Annotated in this window: 18 protein-coding genes; 13 read left to right on the forward strand and 5 right to left on the reverse strand. The window is 74.5% G+C overall.

Translation table 11 applies throughout. The features are described 5' to 3' along the window. Window positions 1–88: 88 nt before the first annotated feature. The 7 genes from AB0469_RS13900 to AB0469_RS13930 all read left to right on the forward strand — a co-directional run bounded on the left by AB0469_RS13900 (window position 89) and on the right by AB0469_RS13930 (window position 9423). The gene (locus tag AB0469_RS13900) at window positions 89–889 is read left to right on the forward strand and encodes a TIGR03084 family metal-binding protein (protein ID WP_366451565.1); all 801 of its coding nucleotides are present in this window, start codon (window positions 89–91) and stop codon (window positions 887–889) included. After that, window positions 886–3168 carry an acyclic terpene utilization AtuA family protein gene (locus AB0469_RS13905; protein ID WP_366451566.1) on the forward strand — a complete coding sequence of 761 codons (2283 nt, stop codon included), beginning with the start codon at window positions 886–888 and terminating at the stop codon, window positions 3166–3168. Before AB0469_RS13900 ends, AB0469_RS13905 begins: the two co-directional genes overlap by 4 nt. Then, the gene (locus tag AB0469_RS13910; RefSeq protein WP_366451567.1) at window positions 3165–4763 is read left to right on the forward strand and encodes a carboxyl transferase domain-containing protein; all 1599 of its coding nucleotides are present in this window, start codon (window positions 3165–3167) and stop codon (window positions 4761–4763) included. The genes AB0469_RS13905 and AB0469_RS13910 overlap by 4 nt, the downstream gene beginning before the upstream one ends. 7 nt (window positions 4764–4770) lie before the next feature. After that, a complete protein-coding gene (locus AB0469_RS13915) occupies window positions 4771–6705 on the forward strand; it encodes a biotin carboxylase N-terminal domain-containing protein (RefSeq protein ID WP_366451568.1) in 1935 nt (644 codons plus the stop codon). Beyond that, entirely contained in the window at window positions 6702–7862 is a 1161-nt protein-coding gene (locus AB0469_RS13920) for an acyl-CoA dehydrogenase (protein WP_366451569.1), read from the forward strand. Before AB0469_RS13915 ends, AB0469_RS13920 begins: the two co-directional genes overlap by 4 nt. 206 nt (window positions 7863–8068) lie before the next feature. Continuing rightward, window positions 8069–8809, forward strand: coding sequence for an enoyl-CoA hydratase family protein (locus tag AB0469_RS13925; protein ID WP_366451570.1), 741 nt, complete (start codon window positions 8069–8071; stop codon window positions 8807–8809). Beyond that, the gene (locus AB0469_RS13930) at window positions 8797–9423 is read left to right on the forward strand and encodes a TetR/AcrR family transcriptional regulator (protein ID WP_366451571.1); all 627 of its coding nucleotides are present in this window, start codon (window positions 8797–8799) and stop codon (window positions 9421–9423) included. The genes AB0469_RS13925 and AB0469_RS13930 overlap by 13 nt, the downstream gene beginning before the upstream one ends. A gap of 56 nt (window positions 9424–9479) precedes the next feature. Here the strand turns inward: AB0469_RS13930 and AB0469_RS13935 are convergent, their stop codons facing one another. Continuing rightward, a complete protein-coding gene (locus AB0469_RS13935; RefSeq protein ID WP_042819553.1) occupies window positions 9480–10595 on the reverse strand; it encodes a citrate synthase 2 in 1116 nt (371 codons plus the stop codon). A 239-nt stretch (window positions 10596–10834) separates the two neighbouring features. Between AB0469_RS13935 and pdxH the strand changes: the two genes are divergently transcribed. The 3 genes from pdxH (at window position 10835) to AB0469_RS13950 (ending at window position 13867) form a co-directional block, all read left to right on the forward strand. Then, window positions 10835–11458: a pyridoxamine 5'-phosphate oxidase gene (gene pdxH, locus AB0469_RS13940; protein WP_366451665.1), complete on the forward strand. Its 624-nt coding sequence runs from the start codon at window positions 10835–10837 to the stop codon at window positions 11456–11458. Between the two features lie 363 nt (window positions 11459–11821). After that, a complete protein-coding gene (locus tag AB0469_RS13945; RefSeq protein ID WP_366451572.1) occupies window positions 11822–12427 on the forward strand; it encodes a PH domain-containing protein in 606 nt (201 codons plus the stop codon). 129 nt (window positions 12428–12556) lie between these two features. Continuing rightward, the gene (locus AB0469_RS13950) at window positions 12557–13867 is read left to right on the forward strand and encodes a PAS domain-containing protein (protein WP_366451573.1); all 1311 of its coding nucleotides are present in this window, start codon (window positions 12557–12559) and stop codon (window positions 13865–13867) included. A 174-nt stretch (window positions 13868–14041) separates the two neighbouring features. On the opposite strand, the gene AB0469_RS13955 is transcribed toward AB0469_RS13950, so the two are convergent. Beyond that, window positions 14042–14797, reverse strand: a complete 756-nt coding sequence (locus AB0469_RS13955; protein WP_366451574.1) for an SIS domain-containing protein — start codon at window positions 14795–14797, stop codon at window positions 14042–14044. A gap of 258 nt (window positions 14798–15055) precedes the next feature. Here AB0469_RS13955 and AB0469_RS13960 point away from each other — a divergent pair, with 258 nt between their 5' ends. The 3 genes from AB0469_RS13960 (at window position 15056) to AB0469_RS13970 (ending at window position 19351) form a co-directional block, all read left to right on the forward strand. Beyond that, window positions 15056–15748: a metal-dependent transcriptional regulator gene (locus tag AB0469_RS13960; RefSeq protein WP_042820656.1), complete on the forward strand. Its 693-nt coding sequence runs from the start codon at window positions 15056–15058 to the stop codon at window positions 15746–15748. Between the two features lie 334 nt (window positions 15749–16082). Further along, entirely contained in the window at window positions 16083–17039 is a 957-nt protein-coding gene (locus AB0469_RS13965; protein ID WP_366451575.1) for an alpha/beta hydrolase, read from the forward strand. A 176-nt stretch (window positions 17040–17215) separates the two neighbouring features. Beyond that, entirely contained in the window at window positions 17216–19351 is a 2136-nt protein-coding gene (locus AB0469_RS13970) for a calcium-binding protein (RefSeq protein ID WP_366451576.1), read from the forward strand. A gap of 116 nt (window positions 19352–19467) precedes the next feature. Here the strand turns inward: AB0469_RS13970 and AB0469_RS13975 are convergent, their stop codons facing one another. The 3 genes from AB0469_RS13975 to AB0469_RS13985 all read right to left on the reverse strand — a co-directional run bounded on the left by AB0469_RS13975 (window position 19468) and on the right by AB0469_RS13985 (window position 23100). Further along, entirely contained in the window at window positions 19468–20535 is a 1068-nt protein-coding gene (locus AB0469_RS13975) for a hypothetical protein (RefSeq protein ID WP_366451578.1), read from the reverse strand. Between the two features lie 103 nt (window positions 20536–20638). Continuing rightward, window positions 20639–22264 carry a transporter gene (locus AB0469_RS13980; protein ID WP_366451579.1) on the reverse strand — a complete coding sequence of 542 codons (1626 nt, stop codon included), beginning with the start codon at window positions 22262–22264 and terminating at the stop codon, window positions 20639–20641. Further along, window positions 22261–23100 carry an ABC transporter ATP-binding protein gene (locus AB0469_RS13985; protein ID WP_366451580.1) on the reverse strand — a complete coding sequence of 280 codons (840 nt, stop codon included), beginning with the start codon at window positions 23098–23100 and terminating at the stop codon, window positions 22261–22263. Before AB0469_RS13985 ends, AB0469_RS13980 begins: the two co-directional genes overlap by 4 nt. Between the last annotated feature and the right edge of the window lie 83 nt (window positions 23101–23183).

The raw sequence follows: 23183 nt of genomic DNA on the forward strand, positions 1-23183 counted from the left end.
GTCGGTTCGGATGAAAATCATGCAAGCATGCTTGATTGTTTCTTGGCCTGCTGCCAGGCTTCCCCTCACGCCGAGAGGGGAGCACGCCGTGCCCGAGCCGTCCGTCGTCGCCGTCTTCGCCGATCTCCGCGAGGAGGGCCGTGAACTCGACTCCCTCGTCGGGGGGTTGGCCGGGCCCGAGTGGGCGCGGCCGACACCCGCCGAGGGGTGGGGCATCGCCCACCAGATCGCCCACCTGCACTGGACCGACCGGGCCGCGCTCCTCGCCCTCACCGACGCCGAGGGGTTCGCGCGGGAGGTGGAGGCGGCCCTCGCGGCGCCGGACTCCTTCGTCGACGAGGGCGCCGAGGAGGGCGCCCGGCTGGCCCCCGCCGAGCTGCTGGCGCGGTGGCGGGCCGGGCGGGAGGCCCTGGACCGGGCCCTCGCCGAGGCCTCGCCCGACGCCCGGTTCCCCTGGTACGGGCCCCCGATGAAGGCCGCCTCGATGGCCAGTGCGCGGCTGATGGAGACCTGGGCCCACGGCCAGGACGTCGCCGACGCGCTCGGCGTGCGCCGGGCCCCGACGGACCGGCTGCGGCACGTCGCGCGGATCGGGGTGCGGGCGCGCGACTACGCGTACGCGGTGCGCGGACTGGCGGTGCCGGACGGGGAGTTCCGGGTGGAGCTGACCGCCCCGGACGGGGCGCGGATGTGGGCGTACGGTCCCGAGGACGCCGGCCAGCGGGTCACCGGGGCCGCGCTGGACTTCTGCCTGCTGGTCACCCAGCGCGCCCACCGCGCCGACCTCGGCCTCACCGCCGAGGGCCCCGACGCCGACCGCTGGCTGGACATTGCCCAGGCCTTCGCCGGCCCGGCCGGCCCGGGCCGCGAGCCGCAGGGGCACCGGTGACGGCCCGCCGCCCGCTGCGCATCGGCAACGCCTCGGGCTTCTACGGAGACCGGCTGGGCGCGGTCCGCGAGATGCTGACCGGCGGCCCGCTCGACGTCCTCACCGGCGACTACCTCGCCGAGCTGACCATGCTGATCCTCGGCCGCGACCGGCTGAAGGACCCGGACCTCGGCTACGCCAAGACCTTCCTGCGGCAGCTGGAGGAGGGCCTCGGACTGGCGCACGAACGGGGCGTGCGGATCGTCGCCAACGCCGGCGGGCTGAACCCGGCCGGGCTGGCGGACGCGGTGCGCGCGCTGGCGGGCAAGGTCGGGGTGCCCGTCCGCGTCGCGCACGTCGAGGGCGACGACCTGATGGCGTACGGGAACGCGGCGGCGGGGGCGGCGGGGGCGTGGGAGGGGGCGCTGACCGCCAACGCCTACCTCGGCGGCGCCGGGATCACGGCCTGCCTGCGGGCGGGCGCGGACGTCGTCGTCACCGGCCGGGTCACCGACGCGGCGCTGGTGAGCGGGCCGGCCGCCTGGTGGTTCGACTGGGGGCCCGAGGAGTACGACCGGCTGGCCGGGGCGGTGGTCGCGGGCCACGTCCTGGAGTGCGGAACGCAGGCCACCGGCGGCAACTACGCCTTCTTCACCGCCCACGACGTGCGCCGGCCCGGCTTCCCGCTGGCGGAGGTCTCCGAGGACGGCTCGGCGGTCGTCACCAAGCACCCCGGCACCGGCGGGCTCGTCTCCCCGGGCACGGTCACCGCGCAACTCCTGTACGAGACCCAGGGCGCGCGCTACCTGGGCCCCGACGTGACGGCCCGTCTGGACACGGTCCGCCTGACCCCGGACGGCGAGGACCGGGTCCGGATCGGCGGCACCGTGGGGGAGCCGCCGCCGGACACCCTGAAGGTCGGGGTCACCCGGGTCGGGGGCTGGCGCAACGAGGTCGTGTTCGTCCTGACGGGCCTGGACGTCGAGGCGAAGGCGGCGCTGGTCCGCGAGCAGCTGGCGGAGGCGCTGGCGGGGGTGGCGGGGGTGAGCTGGACCCTGGCCCGCACCGACCACGCGGACGCCGACACGCAGGAGGCGGCGAGCGCCCTGCTGCGCCTGGTGGTCCGCGACCCGTCGCCGGACCGGGTGGGCCGGGGCCTGACCGGTGCGGCGGTCGAACTGGCCCTGGCGAGCTACCCGGGCTTCCACGTCACGGCCCCGCCGGGGCCGGCCCAGCCGTACGGGGTGTTCACGTCAGCCCTGGTCCCGGCGGACTCCGTCGCGCACGTGGCGGTCCTCCCGGACGGCACCCGGGTGGAGGTCGGCGGCGGGGCCGTCACCGGAGGTCCGGGCGCCGCAGTGCCGGTGCTGCCGCGGGATGGAACCGGGAGCCCGGATTCCCCCACCCCGCCCCTTCCCCTACTGGGCGGCCCCCCAGAACCCGGAACCCCGCCCGGGGCTTCGCCCGGGACCCCGCCAGGGACCTCGCCCGGGGCTTCGCCCGTGACCTCGCCCGGGGCTTCGCCTGGGGCTTCGCCCGTGACCTCGCCTGGGGCTTCGCCTGGGGCTTCGCCAGGGACCTCGCCTGGGGCTTCGCCCGGGGCTTCGCCAGGGACCTCGCCTGGGGCTTCGCCCGGGACCCCGCCCGGGACCCCGCCCGTGACCTCGCCCGAGGCTTCGCCCGGGACCTCGCCCGTGACCCCGCCCGGGGGCTCCGCCTCCAAGCCCCTGCGCGCGGCGGAGCCGCCCCGCGGGGTGGGGGACGGCCCGGCAGGGCCTCCCAGCACTACCCGCGCCCCCCTCGGGGTGCTGGCCGGGGCGCGGTCCGGGGACAAGGGGGGTGACGCCAACATCGGGGTCTGGGCCGAGACGGACGCGGCCTGGGAGTGGCTCCGCGACACGCTCACCGTCGAGGCCCTCCGGACCCTGCTCCCCGAGACCGCCCCCCTCGGGGTGACCCGCCACGAGCTGCCCGGCCTCCGGGCGCTGAACTTCACCGTCGCCGGGATCCTCGGCGACGGGGTCGCCTCGGGGCACCGGTTCGACCCCCAGGCCAAGGCCCTCGGCGAATGGCTTCGCTCCCGGCACATGGACATCCCGACCCACCTCCTGCCCCCGGCCCCGGAGGGCCCTTCCGCCGCCGGGGGTCTCCCGGCCTTCGAGGGGACTTCCGCCCCTGAGGGGCTGCCGGCCTCCGGGGGTCTCCCGGCCTCCGAGGGGACTTCCGCCCCCGAGGGCCCTTCCGCCCCCGTCGGGGCGGGCGACCGTACCTCACACGCCCCGGAGGGGAACCGCCCATGAGCCGTCTCGGTACCGCCGTCGACCCCCTCGCCCCCGAGCACGCGCAGGCCCGTGCCGCCGCCCTCGAACGGCTGGACGCCCTGCAGGCCGAGCACGCCAAGGCCCTCGCCGGTGGCGGTGAGAAGTACACCGCCCGGCACCGGAGCCGCGGCAAGCTGCTGCCGCGCGAGCGGGTCGAGCTGCTGCTCGACCCCGACACCCCGTTCCTCGAACTGTCCCCGCTCGCCGCCTGGGGCAGCGACCACCCCGTCGGCGCCTCGATGGTCACCGGCATCGGCACCGTCGAGGGCGTCGAGTGCCTGATCACCGCCAACGACCCCACCGTCCGCGGCGGTGCCAGCAACCCCTGGACCCTGAAGAAGGCCCTGCGGGCCAACGAGATCGCCCTCCGCAACCGGCTCCCCTGCATCAGCCTCGTCGAGTCCGGCGGCGCAGACCTGCCCTCCCAGAAGGAGATCTTCATCCCGGGCGGGGCGGTCTTCCGCGACCTCACCCGCCTCTCCGCCGCCGGCATCCCCACCGTCGCCGTCGTCTTCGGCAACTCCACCGCGGGCGGCGCGTACATCCCCGGGATGTCCGACCACACCGTCATGATCAAGGACCGTTCCAAGGTCTTCCTGGGCGGTCCGCCCCTCGTCAAGATGGCCACCGGCGAGGAGAGCGACGACGAGTCCCTCGGCGGCGCCGACATGCACGCCCGCGTCTCCGGCCTCGCCGACCACTACGCCGTCGACGAGTACGACGCCATCCGCCAGGCCCGCCGCATCGTGGCCCGGCTCAACCACCGCAAGCGGTACCCCGAACCGCCCCGCGCCGAGGAGCCGCTGTACGACGCGGAGGAGCTCCTCGGGATCGTCCCGCCGGACCTCAAGACCCCCTTCGACCCCCGCGAGGTCATCGCCCGCATCGTCGACGCGTCCGACTTCGACGAGTTCAAGCCCCTCTACGGCTCCAGCCTCGTCACCGGCTGGGCCTCCGTCCACGGCTACCCGGTCGGCATCCTCGCCAACGCCCAGGGCGTGCTGTTCAGCGCCGAGTCGCAGAAGGCCGCGCAGTTCATCCAGCTCGCCAACCAGCGGGACATCCCGCTCCTCTTCCTCCACAACACCACCGGCTACATGGTCGGCAAGGAGTACGAGCAGGGCGGCATCGTCAAACACGGCTCGATGATGATCAACGCGGTGTCCAACTCGCGGGTCCCGCACCTGTCGGTCCTCATCGGCGCCAGCTACGGCGCCGGCCACTACGGCATGTGCGGCCGCGCCTACGAGCCCCGGTTCCTCTTCGCCTGGCCCAGCGCCAAGTCCGCCGTCATGGGGCCGCAGCAGCTGGCCGGCGTGCTCTCGATCGTGGCGCGGCAGTCCGCCGCCGCCAAGGGGCAGCCGTACGACGAGGAGGCCGACGCCGGGATGCGCGCCTTCGTCGAGGCGCAGATCGAGTCCGAGTCCCTCCCCCTGTTCCTGTCCGGGCGGCTGTACGACGACGGCGTCATCGACCCGCGCGACACCCGTACCGTCCTCGGCCTGTGCCTGTCGGCCGTCCACAACGCCCCCGTCGAGGGCGCCCGTGGCGGCTTCGGCGTCTTCCGGATGTGAGCCCGCCATGACGAACCCGATCACCTCCCTGCTCGTCGCCAACCGGGGCGAGACCGCCGTACGGATCTTCCGGACGGCCCGCGCCCTGGGCCTGGCCACGGTCGCCGTCCACTCCGACCCCGACGCCGACGCCCTGCACGTCCGCTCCGCCGACACGGCCGTCCGGCTCCCGGGGGCCGCCCCCGCGGACACCTACCTGCGCGCCGACCTGCTGATCGGGGCGGCCCGCGCGGCGGGGGCGGACGCCGTCCACCCCGGGTACGGCTTCCTCTCCGAGAACGCCGACTTCGCCCGCCGGGTCGAGGCCGCCGGCCTGGCCTGGATCGGCCCGCCGCCCGCGGCGATCGAGGCCATGGCCTCCAAGACCCGGGCCAAGGACCTCATGCGGGCCGCCGGGGTGCCGCTGCTGGAGCCCGTCGACCCCGCCACCGCCACCCCCGCGGACCTGCCCCTGCTGCTGAAGGCCGCGGCGGGCGGCGGCGGCCGCGGGATGCGCGTCGTGCGCGACCTCGACTCCCTCAAGGAGTCCCTGGACGCGGCCGCGGCCGAGGCCCTGTCCGCGTTCGGCGACGGCGAGGTCTTCGCCGAGCCGTACGTGGAACGCGGCCGCCACGTCGAGGTGCAGGTCCTCGCCGACGCCCACGGCACCGTCTGGGCGCTGGGCACCCGCGACTGCTCCCTCCAGCGCCGCCACCAGAAGGTCATCGAGGAGGCCCCGGCCCCCGCCCTGCCCGAGGACCTCCGCACCCGCCTCCACGAGGCCGCCGTGGCCGCCGCCCGGGCCGTCTCCTACCGGGGCGCCGGCACGGTCGAGTTCCTCGTCGGGGACGACGGCCGCCCGTACTTCCTGGAGATGAACACCCGCCTCCAGGTGGAACACCCCGTCACCGAGGCCGTCTTCGGCCTCGACCTCGTGGCGCTCCAGCTGCGCATCGCCGAGGGCGCGGCCCTCCCGCCCGCCCCGCCGGAGCCGTCGGGCCATGCCGTCGAGGCCCGCCTCTACGCGGAGGACCCCGCCCAGGACTGGCGCCCGCAGACCGGCGTGCTGCACACCCTCGACGTCCCGGAGCACGTCCGCGTCGACACTGGGTTCACCGCGGGGGACAGCGTCTCCGTCCACTACGACGCGATGCTCGCCAAGGTCGTCGCCCACGCGCCGACGCGCGCCGAAGCCGTCCGCGTCCTCGCCGACGCCCTCGCCCGGGCCCGTATCCACGGCCCGGCCACCAACCGCGAGCTCCTCGTACGCTCCCTGCGCCACCCGGAGTTCACCGCCGCCCGGCTCGACACCGGCTTCTACGACCGCCACCTCGACGCCCTCACCGACGGCGCCCCGGACCCCGCCCTCGCCTGCCTCGCCGCCGCCCTCGCCGAAGCCGCCCCGGCCCCCGGCGCGCCGCTCGCGTCCCGCCTCGGCGGCTGGCGCAACCTCCGCTCCCAGCCGCAGACGCGCCGCTACACCGTCGACGGCACCGAGCACGAGGTCCAGTACCACCCGGTGGACCACCCGGGCGTCCGCGTCCTGGCCGTCGCGCCCGGCCTCGTCACCCTCGAAGTCGACGGCGTACGCCGCCCGTTCCACGTGAAACAAAAATCGAACACCGTCTTCGTGGACTCTCCCCCTGCCTTCGGCGGGGGGAGCCCCACCCACGGTTCCCACGTCCTGACCCCCGTCCCCCGGTTCCCCGATCCCCGGGACCGCACCGAACCGGGATCCCTGCTCGCCCCCATGCCCGGCACCGTCGTCCGCGTCACCGAGGGCCTCGCCCCCGGCTCCGCCGTCACCGCCGGGCAGCCCCTGCTCTGGCTGGAGGCCATGAAGATGGAGCACCGCATCCTCGCCCCCGCCTCCGGCACGCTCACCGCGCTCCACGCCGCCACCGGCCAACAGGTCGAGTTCGGCGCCCTGCTCGCCGTAGTCCAGGAGGAAACGCCGTCATGAGCCCCGCCACCGAAACCGAAGAGCACCAGGCCCTGCGCGCCGCCGTCGCCGCCCTCGGGCAGCGCTACGGCCACGACTACCTCGCCCGGCTCGCCCGCGAGGGCGGCCACCCCGACGAACTGTGGGCCGACGCCGCCAAGCTCGGCTACCTCGGGGTCAACCTCCCCGAGGAGTACGGGGGCGGGGGCGGCGGGATCGCCGAACTCTCCATCGTCCTGGAGGAACTGGGCGCGGCGGGCTGCCCGCTCCTGATGATGGTGGTCTCCCCGGCCATCTGCGGCACGGTCATCGCCCGCTTCGGCACCGAGGCCCAGAAGAGGGCCTGGCTCCCCGGCCTCGCGGACGGCAGCCGCACGATGGCCTTCGGGATCACCGAGCCCGACGCCGGATCCAACTCCCACCGCATCACCACCACCGCCCGGCGCGACGGCGGCGAGTGGGTCCTCACGGGCCGCAAGGTCTTCATCTCCGGTGTGGACATCGCCGACGCCACGCTGATCGTCGGCCGCACGGAGGACGCCCGCACGGGCCGGCTCAAGCCCTGCCTGTTCATCGTCCCCCGTGACGCCCCCGGCTTCTCCCGCACGGTGATCGACATGGAACTCCAGGCGGCCGAGAAACAGTTCGAGCTGGTCCTGGACGAGGTCCGGCTCCCCGCCGGGGCGCTGGTCGGGGACGAGGACGCGGGCCTGCTCCAGCTGTTCGCGGGCCTGAACCCCGAGCGGATCATGACGGCGGCCTTCGCCATCGGGATGGGGCGGTACGCGCTCGCCAAGGCGGTCGACTACGCCCGCACCCGGCAGGTCTGGAAGGAGCCGATCGGCGCCCACCAGGCCGTCGCCCACCCCCTCGCGGCGGCCCACATCGACCTGGAGCTGGCACGGCTGATGATGCAGAAGGCCGCGCGGCTGTACGACGCGGGCGACGACGCGGGGGCCGGTGAGGCGGCGAACATGGCGAAGTACGCGGCGGGGGAGGCGTGCGTGAAGGCGGTGGACCAGGCCGTCCACACCCTGGGCGGGAACGGTCTCACCCGTGAGTACGGGCTGGCCTCCCTGATCACGGCGGCCCGTGTCGCCCGGATCGCCCCGGTCAGCCGGGAGATGATCCTCAACTTCGTCTCCCACCAGACCCTGCGCCTGCCGAAGTCCTACTGACCGCCCTCGCCCCCCGCCGCCCCGTACCCCGCCCGGCCGGTGCGGCGGCGGTGGACCCGACCGGGTGAACGTCGGAGCGCCGACGGGCCCGCCCCGCAGGGGCGGGCCCCGGGCGGGGCCGAGCCCCCCGGGTCGTGCCGCGTACCCTCCCCGGTGGGGGCCGGCCGGGAGGATGGCGCCCCGTCAGCAGACCCTCCGGAGGAGACATGGCCCCACTCGTGCACGCCGCCCAGGCGGCCGGCATCACCACCCTCACCCTCGACTCCCCGGCCAACCGCAACGCGCTCTCCGCGCAGCTCGTCGGAGAGCTGCGGGCCGCGCTCGCCGCGGCCGGGGCGGACACCGGCACCCGCGCGGTGCTCCTCACCCACACCGGTAACACCTTCTGCGCCGGCGCCGACCTGAAGTCCCCCTGCGACCCGGCCGACTTCCTCGCCCTGCTGCGCGAGCTCACCACGCTCCCCAAGCCGGTCGTCGCCCGCGTCACCGGGCACGTCCGCGCCGGCGGCCTCGGCCTGCTCGGCGCCTGCGACATCGCCGCCGCCGGTCCGGAGTCCTCGTACGCCTTCACCGAGACCCACCTGGGCCTGGCTCCCGCCGTGATCTCGATGACCCTGCTGCCCCGCCTCGACCCCCGCGCGGCCTCCCGCTACTTCCTGACGGCCGAACCCTTCGACGCGGCCGAGGCCGCCCGCATAGGGCTGCTCACCCTCCACACGGACGGGGACCCGGACACCGCCCTGGCGCCCGTGCTCGACGGACTGCGCAAGGCCTCCCCGCAGGCCCTGGCGGAGACCAAGGCGATGGTGGCCGCCGGCGTACGGGAGGCCCTGGACCGTGACGGCGACCGCCTGACGGAACTCTCCGCGCGGCTCTTCGCCTCCGCCGAGGCCCGCGAGGGCATCACCGCCCGCTTCGAGCGCCGGGACCCGTCATGGGTCCGCTGACCGGTGCCACCGGCACGCGCCCCCGCCCCGGCGCGGGCGCCGTCCCCAAGCAGGCCCGCAGCCGGGTCACCCGCCGCCACCTGCTGGAGGCGGCCGTCTCCTGCCTCGCCGAGCACGGCTGGGCCGGTTCCACCGTCGCCGTCGTCGCCGAACGCGCCGGGGTCTCGCGCGGTGCGGCCCAGCACCACTTCCCGACCCGGGAGTCGCTCTTCACGGCCGCCGTCGAGTACGTCGCCGAGGAGCGCTCCACCGCGCTGCGGGAGCTCTTCCAGTCCGCTCCGGCCCCCCGGCCGGCGGTCGTCGAGGCCCTGGTCGACCTCTACACCGGAGCCCTGTTCCGGGCCGCGCTCCAGCTGTGGGTCGCCGCCTCCAACGAGGAGCAGCTGCGCCCCCAGGTGACGGAGCTGGAGGCCCGGGTCGGCCGGGAGACGCACCGCATCGCCGTCGAGCTGCTCGGCGCGGACGAGTCGGTGGCGGGGGTGCGGGAGACCGTGCAGGGCCTCCTCGACATGGCCCGGGGCCTGGGCCTGGCGAACGTCCTGACCGACGACACGGCCCGCCGGGACCGGGTCGTCGCCCAGTGGTCCCGGATCCTCGACGCCGCCCTGGGCTGAGACGCGCGGGGGCGCCGCGCCCCGCGAGGGGGTGCGGCGCCCGGGCGGCGGAGCGGTCAGGCCGTGGAGGCGATGTCCGTGATGGTGGAGTACCCCTCGATGTCGCGCGGGTCGCGCCGGCCCGGGCCGATGTAGCGGGCCGAGGGGCGGACCAGGCGGCCCGTGCGCTTCTGCTCCAGGATGTGCGCGGACCAGCCGGCGGTCCGGGCGCAGCTGAACATGGAGGTGAACATGTGTGCCGGGACCTCCGCGAAGTCCAGCATGATCGCGGCCCAGAACTCCACGTTCGTCGCGAGCACCCGGTCGGGGCGGCGCGCGTGCAGCTCCTCCAGTGCGGCCTTCTCCAGCGCGGCGGCCACCTCGTAGCGGGGGGCGTCCAGCTCCTTGGCGGTGCGCCGCAGGACGCGGGCGCGCGGGTCCTCGGCGCGGTAGACGCGGTGCCCGAAGCCCATGAGCCGCTCGCCCTTGTCCAGGGCCTTCTTCACGTACGCCACGGCGTCGCCGGTGCGCTCGATCTCCTCGATCATGCCGAGGACCCGCGAGGGCGCGCCGCCGTGCAGCGGACCGGACATGGCGCCGACGGCGCCCGACAGGGCCGCGGCGACGTCGGCGCCGGTGGAGGCGATGACGCGGGCGGTGAAGGTGGAGGCGTTCATGCCGTGCTCGGCGGCCGAGGTCCAGTAGGCGTCGACGGCCTTGACGTGCTTGGGGTCGGGCTCGCCGCGCCAGCGGATCATGAACCGCTCGACCACGGACTCGGCCTTGTCGATCTCCCGCTGCGGCACCATGGGCAGGCCCTGGCCGCGGGCGGACTGGGCGACGTACGAGAGCGCCATGACGGCGGCGCGCGCGAGGTCGTCGCGGGCGGTCCGCTCGTCGATGTCGAGGAGCGGTTTCAGGCCCCACACGGGCGCGAGCATGGCGAGCGCGGACTGCACGTCGACGCGGATGTCACCGGAGTGGACCGGGATCGGGAAGGGCTCGGCGGCCGGCAGGCCGGGGTTGAACGCACCGTCGACCAGCAGGCCCCAGACGTTCCCGAAGGAGACGTGGCCGACGAGGTCTTCGATGTCCACCCCCCGGTAGCGGAGCGCTCCGCCTTCCTTGTCGGGCTCGGCGATCTCCGTCTCGAACGCGACGACCCCTTCGAGTCCGGGTACGAAGTCGGACATCAGGCGGCTCCCTCAGATAGTGCGAACACGCGCGGCTCCCGGCGTGATTCGCGGTCCGGCGCGGTCATCACCGTTGATGCCCGGCACGGCCGATGGTCATCCGTGCGGGGACCCTCGGACCGGCCCCAAGATTTTGTCCGTTCCACCGGACCTTCGGAAGCGTGACATACGGCACACCCGCCGTCGGGTTGCTGCGGCAGGATGGCCGTGTGACCGATCAGGACATTGACCCCGCCGCCATGCGCACGCAGTACCGCTCCGAGATCGTCGAGGAGGCGGGTCTCGACGAGGATCCGATGGCGCAGTTCGCCCGGTGGTTCCAGCAGGCCGCCGACTCGGACCTCTTCGAGGCGAACGCGATGGTCGTCTCGACCGCCACCGCCGACGGCCGGCCCAGCTCCCGCACCGTGCTGCTGAAGCAGTTCGACACGCGGGGCTTCGTCTTCTTCACCAACTACGGCTCCCGCAAGGTGCGGGAGATCGACGAGAACCCGTACGTCTCGCTGCTCTTCCCCTGGCATCCGATCGCCCGCCAGGTGATCGTGACGGGCCGGGCGGTCCGGGTCGGCCGCGACGAGACGGCCGCCTACTTCCGGTCCCGGCCGCACGGCTCCCAGCTGGGCGCCTGGGCGAGCGAGCAGTCCCGGGTGATCGCCTCGCGGGCCGAGCTGGACCGCCGCTACGCGGAGCTGGCGGAGCGCTACCCGGAGGGCGAGCAGGTGCCGGTACCGCCGGAGTGGGGCGGGGTGCGGGTGGTGCCCGACGCGCTGGAGTTCTGGCAGGGGCACGAGAACCGGCTGCACGACCGGCTGCGGTACGTCCTCGACGGGGGCAAGTGGAGGATCGAGCGCCTCTGCCCCTGAGGGGTCGCGGAACAGCAGGCGACCCGCGGGCTCGGGTTCCTCTCCTGCAGTGAGAGGAGCCGGCCGGACGTACCGGCGAGCCCGCGGGTCGGGTGACTGCTTGGGATTGGCACCGGGCGGCTAGCCTCCGCCGGGCACCGCACTGGGTGCGTTGCTGACGTCGGGCCCTTAGCCCGCAGCCACCTCACGCGTCCGGTTTCCGTACATTTCGGGAACCACCTCCCTTCTCGTGTACGGCAGAGCCTAGGCCTCCTCCCGGTGGGCCTCAACTTGTTTATCGGGCTGCGCGCAGGCGGCGGCAACTCCCCTGTTCGGCGGGCGGGTTACTCCCTACACTGGCCGTCCGCCACCGGGGGAGGGGCCATGGGCGTCGAGATGCTGCCGCGCGACTACCGGATCCGGTCCCAGCAGATGACCGCCGTCTACGTCGCGGTGGGCGTCGGACTGCCGGGCATCGCGCTGTCCGTGCTGAACCTGGACGACGTCCCCGGCGGGGTGAAGGCGGCGGTGATGGCGGCCGTCCTCGCCCTCTTCGGCTGGCTGGTGTGGGCCTCCAGGCGGTGCGCGACCTCCGCCGACCTCAAGGGGATCCGGGTCCGCCGGTTCACCGGGAGCAGGCGGCTGGCCTGGGAGGACATCCAGGAGATCCGGGCCGTCCGCAACCCGAGCGCGGGCATGGGGCAGAACCAGCCCGGCCTGATCTCCTGCGCCTACGACGGCGAGGGGCGCCGGGTCCAGCTCATGTACGTGGACGACAACCACGTCGACGTCGCGCGCGAGGTGGCCGTGATGCGGGCCGCCTGGGAGGAGCTCCGGGGCCCCGGCTGGGCGCCGAACCCGCAGGCGCACGCGCGCATGGAGCGACAGGAGGTGCGCGAGGGGCGGATGCTGAAGGCCGCCTTCTGGGGGTGCGGGATCTTCTTCGCGCTCTTCGTCATCGCGATGGTCCTGATGGTCACGAGCACCTGAGCGCTTCCCCTCCCGCCCTCCCGACACCGGACATTCCGGGAGGATTCCAGGAAGCGGGTGTGGTCTGGGTCACGTTCCAGTTCAATGATCTGACGTGCCGCACACGCGAACACCTGCAGGGGGTGCCAGGTGAGGGCTTCCGGACGTGGTGAGACCACCGACGATCTGCTCGCAGCGCTGCTCGACGGGATGGACGCCGCCCTGTGCGCGTTCGACTCCGACGGCGTGATCACGCACTGGAACCGCGAGGCCGAGCGGATCCTCGGCTGGAGCGCCGCCGAGGCGGTGGGCCGGCGCGGCTTCGCGGGCTGGGCGGTGCGCGCCGCCGACGCGGACGACGTGCAGGAACGGCTGATGTCGGTGCAGGAGGCGCCCGGCCGGCAGGTGCACGAGTTCCCCTTACTGACCAAGGAGGGCGGGCGGATCCTCGTACGGACCCAGTCCGCCGGGGTGCCGGGCGCCGACGGGAGGCCCGCCGGGGTCTACTGCGCCTTCAGCGAGGTCCACGCCCAGATCGACCTGGAGCGCTCCATCGCGCTCAGCGAGGCCCTGATGGACGACGCCTCCTGGGGGGTCGTCCTGGTCGACGTGGACCTGCGCCCGGCGGTGGTCAACGCGCACGCCGCCCGCGCCTTCGGCTCCGGCCGCACGACGCTGCTCGGGCGTCCGCTCGGCGAGCTGCTGTCCCAGGGCGTCGAGGAACTGGAGGGGGCGCTCCAGCACGTACTGGCCGAGGGGGCGCCGCCCGGGCCGGTGGAGCTGTGGGTGTCGCTGCGCACCCCGGAGGGCGAGCGGCGGCGCTGCTGGCGCTGCGGGTTCCTGCGGCTGGCCTCGCCGCTCGCGGAGGAGCCGGTGCCGCTGGGGGTGGGGTGGCTCTTCCAGGACGTCACCGAGGCCCGGCAGGCGGAGCTGGACACCGGGCAGGTGCGGTTCCGTTCCAACCAGCTGTACCGGGCGGGGCGGGCCGCCGCCGAGTGCGCGGACCCGGCGGAGGCGGCGGCCGTGCGGCTGGACTTCGCGCTGGCCGGGTTCGCGGAGCACGCCCTGGTCGACGTGGTGGCGGGGGACGGGCGGCGGCTGGTCCGCTCGGCGGTCTCCCCGTCGGGGCTGGCCCTCGTCCTGCCGGGCCCGGGCGCGATCCCGGTGCGCTACGAGGCCGCGCACCCGGCGTTCCAGGCACTGGACCGGATCGGCCCGGTCCGCGCCAGCGCGCCGGGGGCCCCGGGCAGCGAAGCCGCGGAGGGGTGGGCGCGGGCCCGCCAGTGGCCCGCGGGCGCCGCCCACGCCCTGTGCACGGTGCTGCGCAGCCGCGGGCGCACCCTGGGCGTCCTGACCTTCGTCCGCGGCCCCTCCCGCCCCGCGTTCGACCGGGCGGACGCGGCGTACGCGGAGGAGGTGGGCGCACGGGTGGCCGCCGACCTGGACCTGGCCGCCCGCTGAGGCGCCGCCCCCGGCCCCGCGCGCGGACCGCCCGCACCCATCGCCTCACACCCGCCCCGCGACGCCCCGGCCTGCCCTGGCCTGGCCCGCTCCGGCCTGGCCCGCTCCGGCCTGGCCTGCCCCGGCCTGCCCCGACCCGCGGCGCCCCGGCCCGGTCCGGCCGGAAGGTGCGGCCTAGTGCCGGAAGAAGATCCGGTCCCCGTACTCGCGCATCACGCGCCCGTTCCACTCGTGCCCGCCGTCGACGTTCCCCGACCGCAGCAGCGGCGGCTCCACCCCGCGGGCGGCCAGTTCCCCGGCGGCGGCCGCCATCACCGCCTGCATGATCGCGCTCGTCACCACCGTCGACGCCGGGGCGAACGGGGCGTCGATGCCGTCCAGTGTCAGCTCCGCGTCGCCGACCGCGATCTTGCTGTCCAGGACGATGTCGCAGTGGTCCTTGAGGAAGGTTCCCGACACGTGCCGCGACTTCGTCTCCGTCGCGTACGCCACCGAGGTCACGCCGATCACGGTCAGCCCGAGCGCCCGCGCGTTCATCGCCATCTCGACCGGCAGTGCATTGCGGCCGGAGAGCGAGATGACCACCAGCACGTCGCCGTCGGACGCCGGGCTGCTGTCCAGGACCGCCCCGGCGAGCCCGTCGACCCGCTCCAGCGCGCTGCCCAGGGTGGCCGGCATGACGTCGACCCCGGCCGTGCCCGGCACCGCGAGGAAGTTCATCAGGGCCAGTCCGCCGGCCCGGTAGACCACGTCCTGGGCCGGCAGCGAGGAGTGCCCGGCGCCGAAGGCGAACAGCCGGTTGCCCGCCGCGACGGCCTCGGCGATGGCGGTCCCGGCCTCGGCGATCCGCGCGCCCTCCTCGTCGCGCACCCGCTCCAGCAGGCCGATGGCCGCGTCGAAGAACTGCCCGGCCAGCTTGCTCTCGCTCATACGCCGAAGGCCCTTCCAGGGTGGGGTGCGGTGGATGCGTCGTCGATGGTCCGCCGCTCACCGTGCGGTCTGGACCAAGGACGTGTCAATACGGGCGTCAATCCAGGGACCGGAGCCCCGCGCACCGCGCGTCCCGGCGCCGTCCCGGCGCTCCGGGCGGATGTCCCGTACATGCCTTGACGTCAGGCGCGGGACGGTTGTCGGCCCGATGCGTCAGAATTGGGGACAGGGCCAGCGCACGCAATCCGAGGGGCACGAATGTCCGGACTGATCGATACCACGGAGATGTATCTCCGCACCATCCTCGAGCTGGAAGAGGAAGGCGTGGTCCCCATGCGCGCCCGGATCGCCGAGCGGCTGGACCAGAGCGGCCCGACGGTGAGCCAGACGGTGGCGCGCATGGAGCGCGACGGGCTGGTGGCGGTGGCCAGCGACCGCCACCTGGAGCTGACCGACGAGGGCCGCAAGCTCGCGACCCGCGTGATGCGCAAGCACCGCCTCGCGGAGTGCCTGCTCGTCGACGTCATCGGCCTGGAGTGGGAGCAGGTGCACGCCGAGGCCTGCCGCTGGGAGCACGTGATGAGCGAGGCGGTGGAGCGGCGCGTGCTGGAACTGCTGCGCCACCCGACCGAGTCCCCGTACGGGAACCCCATCCCGGGCCTGGAGGAGCTGGGTGAGAAGGCCGAGGCCGACCCGTTCATCGAGGACGGCATGGTCAGCCTGTCGGACCTGGACCCGGGCAGCGAGGGCAAGACCGTGGTCGTCCGCCGGATCGGCGAGCCGATCCAGACCGACGCCCAGCTGATGTACACGCTGCGGCGCGCGGGCGTGCAGCCCGGCTCGGTGGTCAGCGTGACGGAGTCCCCGGGCGGGGTGCTGGTCGGCAGCGGCGGCGAGGCCGCCGAGCTGGACGCGGACATCGCCTCGCACGTGTTCGTCGCCAAGCGCTGACGCGGACGGATCCCGCGCGGCGGCCGCGGCGTCGTCGGCGCCGCGGCGCGCATCCCGATCCGGTTGACACAGTCCCCGTGAAGACGAGTGGTCCCGGCGCCGCGCGGCGCCGGGACCCGTCCTCCCCTGGCTGACCTGGAGCCCCGAGCTCTCAAGGTCATCCCCTTCGGACCGTCTTCCCCGAGCGGCCCGCCTCCCTGTTCAAAGGATCTCCATCGGCAGGGGCCGCCAATCCTTGAGCAAGGTCACTCGAAAGAGCGGTGTTGTCGGCGAGACGCCCGTTTTCGAATGCGGGTTCGATAGTCTGGCCGGGAGCGAAGGGGGTGCATCCTCGGTGGTTCAGCGCATCGATGTCACTGCAGCCGACGGCGTCCGATTGGCCGCCTGGGAGTTCCGCGATCCGCCCGCCGAGCCCCGGCAGCCGGCGGTCCTGTTACTGCACGGCCTGATGGGCCGCGCCCTCCACTGGGCCGGCACCGCGGGCTGGCTGGGGGAGCACCGCCGCGTGGTCGCCCTGGACCAGCGCGGGCACGGCCAGAGCGAGCACCCCGCGATCAACGGCCCGGGCGGGCCGGGGGGCCCGGCCGGACTCAGGGGCCTGAGCGGTCCGACCGGCTTCGGCGCCCCTCCATCCGCCCCGGGCGCCCCCGCCCCCTCCCTCGGGCGCGAGGCCTTCGTGGCCGACGCCGAGGCGGCCATCGAGCAGCTCGGCCTCGGCCCGGTCGTCGTCGTCGGCCACTCCATGGGAGCGCTCACCGGCTGGCAACTCGCCGCCCGCCGCCCCGACCTCGTCCAGGCCCTGGTGATCTGCGACATGCGGGCCTCCGCGCTCGGCGAGGCCTCGCAGCAGGAATGGGAGGAATGGTTCCGCCGCTGGCCGCTGCCCTTCCCCACCCAGGACGCCGCCCGCCGCTGGTTCGGCGAGGACGATCCCCGGGTGGAGCGCCCCGACCCCGGCCGCGGCGCCTTCTTCGCCGAGGTGATGCACCAGGCCGCGGACGGCTGGCGCCCCCTCTTCTCCCGCCGCCAGATGCTGACGGCCCGCGAGACCTGGGTGCACGACGCGCACTGGGAGGAGCTGGCCCAGGTCCGCTGCCCCACCCTCGTCGTCCGCGCGCTGGACGGCGAACTGGGCCGCGCGGAGGCGCAGGAGATGGTCCGCGTCCTCCCCGCCGGCCAGTACGCCGAGATCCCGGACGCCGGCCACTACGTCCACTTCGACCGGCCGGCCGCCCTGCGCGCGGCGCTGGAACCCTTCCTGGAGGGGGTCGCCGGCGTGGCCTCCAGATGACCCGGCCGGCCCTCCGCGGGTCAGGCGCTCACCCGATGGGGTGGATCGCGGCCCTCCAGTGAGCCCAGCGCGGCCCGCCGCACGTGCCTGGCCGGGGCGGCCCGAACAGTCTGTGGCCTGTCCCGTGGGAGCCGCCGGACCGCTGCGCGGCGGCGGCGAGCAGACGAAGGGTCTCCATGTCCACGTCCCCGTCCAGGCGCACGTCCACGTCCGCGTCCACCTCCACCTCCGCGTCCACCTCCGCGTCCACCTCCGCCTCCGCCTCCTCGCCTACGGCCACCACCGCGACCGCTCCCGGCCGCAGGAGACCCCCGCGCCGCGGCGGCCGGGGCGCCGTCGCGGTCGCCGCCGGCCTGGCGCTCGTCCTGGCCCTGCCCGCGACCGCGCTCGGCGCACCGGGCGACCTCGATCCGGCCTTCGACGGAGACGGCAGGGTCGTCACCGACTTCGGCGGCGGCGGGTACGACGAGAGCCACGGCATGGCGATCCAGGCGGACGGCAAGATCGTCACGGTCGGCCTCACCGTCCCCGCGGCGGGCGGCTCCTCGGACTTCGCGCTCGCCCGCTACAACCCCGACGGCAGCCTCGACCCCACCTTCAACGGCGACGGCGACAACGACGGCAGGATCGTGACCGACCTGCGCGGCGGCGACGACGTGGCCGACGCGGTGGCGGTGCAGCCGGACGGGAAGCTCGTCGTGGCCGGCTACAGCGCCGACCCCGACGCCGCCGGGGAGTTCACCGTCGCCCGCTACAACCCGGACGGCAGTCTCGACACCACCTTCGCCGGCGACGGCTTCACCCGCACCGACTTCGGCACCGGCGGCCCGCAGGAGGCCTTCGGGGTCGTGATCCAGCCCGGCGGCGCCATCGTGGCCGCGGGCACGAGCGGCACCGACGTCGCGCTGGCCCGCTACGACCCCGTCGACGGCAGCCTCGACCCGACCTTCGACGGCGACGGCAAGGTCACCACCGGCTTCGCCGGGGGCTCCGCGACCGCGTACGACGTGACGCTCCAGGCCGACCGGAAGATCGTCATCGCGGGCCGCTCCGGCTACAACTACCCCTCCAACGACTCCGACTTCGCGCTCGCCCGCTACAACCCCGACGGCGGCCTCGACACCGGCTTCGGCACCGGCGGCAGGGTCACCACCGGCTTCGCCGGCCCCGACGTGGCCAACGGGGTCGAGGTCCAGCCCGACGGGAAGATCGTCGCGGCGGGCAACAGCGGCTTCGACTTCGCGCTGGCCCGCTACAACCCCGTCGACGGCAGCCTCGACACGACCTTCGACACCGACGGCAAGGTCACCACCGACTTCGGTACCAACACCCTGGACGGAAGCGCCGACCTGGCCCTCCAGCCCGACGGGAAGATCGTCGCCGCCGGCATCAGCCAGGCCGACTTCGGCGTGGCCCGCTACAACGCCAACGGCTCACTGGACAGCGGCTTCGGCGCCGGCGGCAAGGTCCACACCGACGTCTCCTACGGCTACTTCGACAGCGCCACCGCAGTGGCCCTCCAGTCCGACGGGAAGATCGTCGTCTCGGGCAACACGGGCGACGACCGCGGCCTCGTCCGCTACCAGGTGGCCACCCCGCCGCCCCCGCCCGGCGTGGACCTCGCCGTCACCAAGACCGGGCCCGCCTCCGTCAGCATCGGCGACCAGGCCGCGTACACCGTGACGGTGACCAACACGAACACCACCACCGCGGCCACCGGCGTCACCCTGGCCGACACCCTCACCGGCCCCGGCTCCCTCCTCAGCGCCACCCCAGGCCAGGGCACCTGCACCCTCACCGCCACCGGCGCCACCTGCGCCCTCGGCACCCTCGCCCCCGGTGCGCAGACCACGGTCAGGCTCGTCGCCGAACCCCGCGCCACCGGCACCCTCTCCGACAAGGCCACCGTCTCCGCCGCCCAGAGCGACCCGGCGACCGCCAACAACACGGCGACGGCCGCCAGCGCCGTCAACAACGCCCACGGCTGCACGATCATCGGCACCAGCGGCGCCGACACCCTGAACGGCGGCTTCGGCAACGACGTCATCTGCGCCCTGAGCGGCAACGACACCGTCCGGGCCGGCTACGGCAACGACACGGTCTACGCCGGCCCCGGCAACGACAACGTCGACGGCGGCTTCGGCGACGACACCCTCATCGGCGGCCCCGGCAACGACGTCCTGACCGGCAACTACGGCAACGACCGCCTCGACACCGTCGACGGGGTCTCCGGCAACGACACCGCCAACGGCGGCTACAACACCGACACCTGCACCACCGACCCCGGCGACACCCGCATCAGCTGCCCCTGACCGGCCGCCCCCGGGCGGCGTCCCGGCCCTGGCCGCTCGACAGCAGCGGCCACGGCCGCCCACCGTCAGGACTCCGGGGGCCGCCGCCCGAAGGTCCCCACCCTGCCCACCCGCGTTCAACCCGCCGACTCGGACCACCGGTTGAGGGTCTGCGTGCCGTCGTCCCAGGTCAGCCAGGTGCCGTCGCCGAGCGGCAGCAGGTGCCGCGCGGTGGCGGAGCCGGCGGGATAGGAGACGCGCCCCCGCTTGCGCAGGGTCCGGGCGTCGAGGAGCCAGTGGCCGGCCAGGTCGGGGAACTCGTCGTCGTCCGGGACCGAGGCGATGACGGTGCCGGCGTCGACGAACCCGCAGCCGTAGTCCCAGCTCGCCGGAGCCCCGGCGGCACCGTCCTCCGGTTCCGCCGAGGCCAGGACGTCGCCGTCCAGGGCGTGCAGTTCCAGGTCCGATCCGTAGTGCTCGACGGTGAGGTAGCCCGCGTGCCCCGGATGGACGTCGATCAGGATCCGGTCCAGGTTCTCGTTGAGGTCCCACTCGGTCAGGCGTTCGCCGTCCCAGCGCGCCCAGTGCAGCAGGACGCCGTCCTGGCCCATGCCGATGGACAACCCCATGTGGATCCCGTCCGGGTGGGAGAGGTGGTGCGAGCCTTCCGCCGCGCTGTCCAGCGGCACCCGGGCCAGCTCCCGCCCGTCCCGGGCGTCCAGGACGACCCAGAGCTCCTGCCAGTCGTCCTCCCCGTCCCCGGTCACGACATGCGCCCAGACCAGCCGGCCGTCGTCCGAGACCCGGCAGGAACCGTGCTCCGACCCCCGGCACACCTCCTGCTCGTCCCCGCTGTGCGGATGGCCCAGCTCCGGACCCCAGCACGCGTGCCGGTACTCCCAGAGCAGCTCCCCGCCCGCGCCCACGGCCCGTACGGCACGCTGCCCGGAGAACACCGCGAACGACCCGTCGGGGCTCACGGAAGGGACCCCCCACTCCCAGCCCGGCCACGGCAGCGGGAAGACGGCCCCCGGCGCCCGCTCCCCGGCGAACAGCCCGTCGAGGTCGAAGACCTCCAGCTCGTGCCCGTTCCCCAGCAGCGCCCGCCGCGCGCCGCCCCTGCGGCTCTCGAAGGCGAATCCGTTGACCAGTGCGTTCCCACCCGGCAGGAACGCCGAGTCGCGCAGTCGTGCGTTGATCGACATGCCCCGAAGCTAACGCCCCCCACTGACACCGCAGCCGCCCGGGAACGCCGCAGGGGGCGGCGGGCCACCGGCCTGCCACCCCCTGCGGGAGGAGGGACGGGGGTCAGCCCTTGCTGACCGCCGCGAGGATCTCCGGGAGCTTGCGGGAGACCGTCGGGGACGCCAGGCGCAGCCCCGCCCAGGCGGCCAGCGCGCCCCAGACGACGCCGACCGGCAGGGTCAGCCAGGCCAGGGAGCCGGGGTCGTCCGACAGGCTGACGAAGACCGCCAGGACGATCACCGGGGCGGAGATCACCGCCGAGGCGAACATGCCGCCGAAGATGCCCATCCAGGCCAGGCCCGCCTGCCCCGGGGCCACGTTCTTGAAGGCGCCGTCCGTCGGGATGGAGTACGGGAAGCGAGCCGAGGCCAGGGCACCCGTGCACAGCATCGCGCCCAGCAGGCCCAGCCCCAGGCCCAGGGCGGCCGGAAACTGCGCCCAGTCGCCCACGAGCGCGGCCGTCACGACGGTGACGAGCACGGTGTACGGGACGGTGACCAGGGCCAGCGCACCGGCGCGGGCGCGCAGTTCCACGTACGCGTCGCGCGGGGAGGAGATGGTCTGGGCGACCATCCAGAAGGCGGAGGTGTCCTGCCCGAACTGGTTGTACATCTGCACGCCGAGCATGCCCGCGCCGAAGCAGGCGAGGTAGACGGAGCCCGTGCCCTGGAGGGCGTTGAAGACGGGCACGATCAGGCCGATCGCCAGCGCCGACACCCAGGCCGACTTCGTCTTCGGGTCGCGCACCACGTAGCGCAGGGTGCGCTGCATCGCCGCGCCCGTGCGGCCCTCGGGGAGGAAGCCCCAGGCGCCGCCGGTGCCGCGGTCCTTCTCCGGCGCGGCCGCCGCGAGGGTCGAGCCGTCGGGGCTGACCATCAGCTTGGTCAGGCTGCGCTCCCAGAACCACAGGACGCCGGCGAGGGCGGCCAGGGTGAGGGCCAGCTGCGCCGCGGCCTCGGCGTAGGCGCCCCGGCCGGCGGAGTCCACCATGCCGACCGCCGTCGCCGGCGGCACCCAGCGCACGACCGCCTCGACCGGCTCCAGCGCCGACAGCCCGCCCTGCTGGAACAGGCGCTGGCTGGCGAAGTTGGCCACCTGGGCGCCGATCGCGATCAGCAGCCCGCTGAGGACGGCGAGGTCGCGGCCCTTGCGGCTGGTCAGCAGCCGGACGTTCGCCGTGGCCACGGCCCGGGCGAGCGCCACGCAGCCCAGGAGCAGCAGCGGGGCGCCCAGTACGGCCGCCACGACGCCCGCCGCGCCGTGCGCCACCGCGGCCACCGAGCCGATGGCCAGGCAGAGCGTGAACAGCGGGCCCATGCCGACCAGCGAGGAGGCCAGCAGGGCCCGTACGAGCGGACGCGGGCGCAGCGGCAGCATGACCAGCCGGCTCGGGTCGAGGGTCTCGTCGCCGGTGGGGAAGAACAGCGGCATCACGGTCCAGGACAGCGCGAGGATCGCGCCCATCAGGACGACGACCGTGCCCGCGTGGGTGTGGCCGCGCAGCATCGCCAGGCCGAGGGTGGCGCAGGCGGAGAAGAGCAGCGAGAAGACCAGGCTGAAGATCCAGGCGGCCTTGCGCTTCGAGGAGCCCTTCAGGCCGTTGCGCATCAGGGAGAGCTTGAGGCGGACGAAGAGCGGGGTGAGGGGCACGGCGGGTGCGGCCGCGGTGCCGGGTGCGGCGGTGCTCATCGGGCGCCGCCGAGCCAGTCGAGGGAGTCGCCGGCGGCGTGGTCGCGGGCGCCGACGAGTTCGAGGAAGGCGTTCTGCAGGGAGGGCGCGGAGCCCCGTACGGCGGCCAGCGGGCCGGCGGCGCGGATCTGGCCGCCCGCCATGACGGCCACCCAGTCGCAGAGCGACTCGACGAGCTCCATCACGTGGGAGGAGAAGACGACGGTGGCGCCGGACGCGGTGTAACGTTCCAGCACCCCGCGGATGGTCTGCGCCGACACCGGGTCGACGCCCTCGAACGGCTCGTCCAGGAAGAGGACTTCGGGGTTGTGCAGCAGCGCGGCCGCCAGGCCGATCTTCTTGCGCATGCCCGTCGAGTAGTCGACGACCAGCTTGTGCTGCGAGCCCGCGAGGTCGAGGACGTCCAGCAGCTGCGTGGCCCGTTTGTCGGTCTCCTCGCCCGGCAGCCCGCGCATGCGGCCCATGTACCCGAGGAGCTCGCGGCCCGAGAGGCGCTCGAACATGCGCAGGCCCTCGGGCAGCACGCCGATGCGCTTCTTCACCTCGACCGGGTCGGCCCACACGTCGTGGCCGGCGACCGCGACCCGGCCCATGTCCGGGCGCAGCAGCCCGGTCACCATGGACAGCGTGGTGGTCTTGCCTGCGCCGTTCGGGCCGACGAGGCCGATGAAGCGGCCGGCCGGCAGCTCCAGGTCGATCCCCCCGACGGCGACCTGGTCGCCGAAGCGCTTCCAGAGCCCTTCTATCCGTACGGCCGCCACGGCCGGCGCGGGTCGCGCGCCACCCGTCCCGCCGTCACCGCTACCGCCCGCTGCCGCATAACCCTGGTCCGGCATGCGCCTGCCTCTCGTTCTCATCCCCGTGGTCGTACTTTCCTCACCATAGGAGGAGGGGGAGAGGCCGCAGCAGTTACGAATGT

The organism is Streptomyces sp. NPDC093801 (assembly GCF_040701585.1).
Taxonomy (GTDB): Bacteria; Actinomycetota; Actinomycetes; order Streptomycetales; family Streptomycetaceae; genus Streptomyces.

Excerpts from the sequence above, each read along its gene's own strand:
- AB0469_RS13910 (WP_366451567.1), top strand. The coding sequence starts at position 3,165 with ATGAGCCGTCTCGGTACCGCCGTCGACCCCCTCGCCCCCGAGCACGCG.
- AB0469_RS13915 (WP_366451568.1), top strand. The coding sequence starts at position 4,771 with ATGACGAACCCGATCACCTCCCTGCTCGTCGCCAACCGGGGCGAGACC.
- AB0469_RS13920 (WP_366451569.1), top strand. The coding sequence starts at position 6,702 with ATGAGCCCCGCCACCGAAACCGAAGAGCACCAGGCCCTGCGCGCCGCC.
- AB0469_RS13925 (WP_366451570.1), top strand. The coding sequence starts at position 8,069 with ATGGCCCCACTCGTGCACGCCGCCCAGGCGGCCGGCATCACCACCCTC.
- AB0469_RS13930 (WP_366451571.1), top strand. The coding sequence starts at position 8,797 with ATGGGTCCGCTGACCGGTGCCACCGGCACGCGCCCCCGCCCCGGCGCG.
- AB0469_RS13935 (WP_042819553.1), bottom strand. The coding sequence starts at position 10,595 with ATGTCCGACTTCGTACCCGGACTCGAAGGGGTCGTCGCGTTCGAGACG.
- pdxH (WP_366451665.1), top strand. The coding sequence starts at position 10,835 with ATGCGCACGCAGTACCGCTCCGAGATCGTCGAGGAGGCGGGTCTCGAC.
- AB0469_RS13945 (WP_366451572.1), top strand. The coding sequence starts at position 11,822 with ATGGGCGTCGAGATGCTGCCGCGCGACTACCGGATCCGGTCCCAGCAG.
- AB0469_RS13955 (WP_366451574.1), bottom strand. The coding sequence starts at position 14,797 with ATGAGCGAGAGCAAGCTGGCCGGGCAGTTCTTCGACGCGGCCATCGGC.
- AB0469_RS13960 (WP_042820656.1), top strand. The coding sequence starts at position 15,056 with ATGTCCGGACTGATCGATACCACGGAGATGTATCTCCGCACCATCCTC.
- AB0469_RS13970 (WP_366451576.1), top strand. The coding sequence starts at position 17,216 with ATGTCCACGTCCCCGTCCAGGCGCACGTCCACGTCCGCGTCCACCTCC.
- AB0469_RS13975 (WP_366451578.1), bottom strand. The coding sequence starts at position 20,535 with ATGTCGATCAACGCACGACTGCGCGACTCGGCGTTCCTGCCGGGTGGG.
- AB0469_RS13980 (WP_366451579.1), bottom strand. The coding sequence starts at position 22,264 with ATGAGCACCGCCGCACCCGGCACCGCGGCCGCACCCGCCGTGCCCCTC.
- AB0469_RS13985 (WP_366451580.1), bottom strand. The coding sequence starts at position 23,100 with ATGCCGGACCAGGGTTATGCGGCAGCGGGCGGTAGCGGTGACGGCGGG.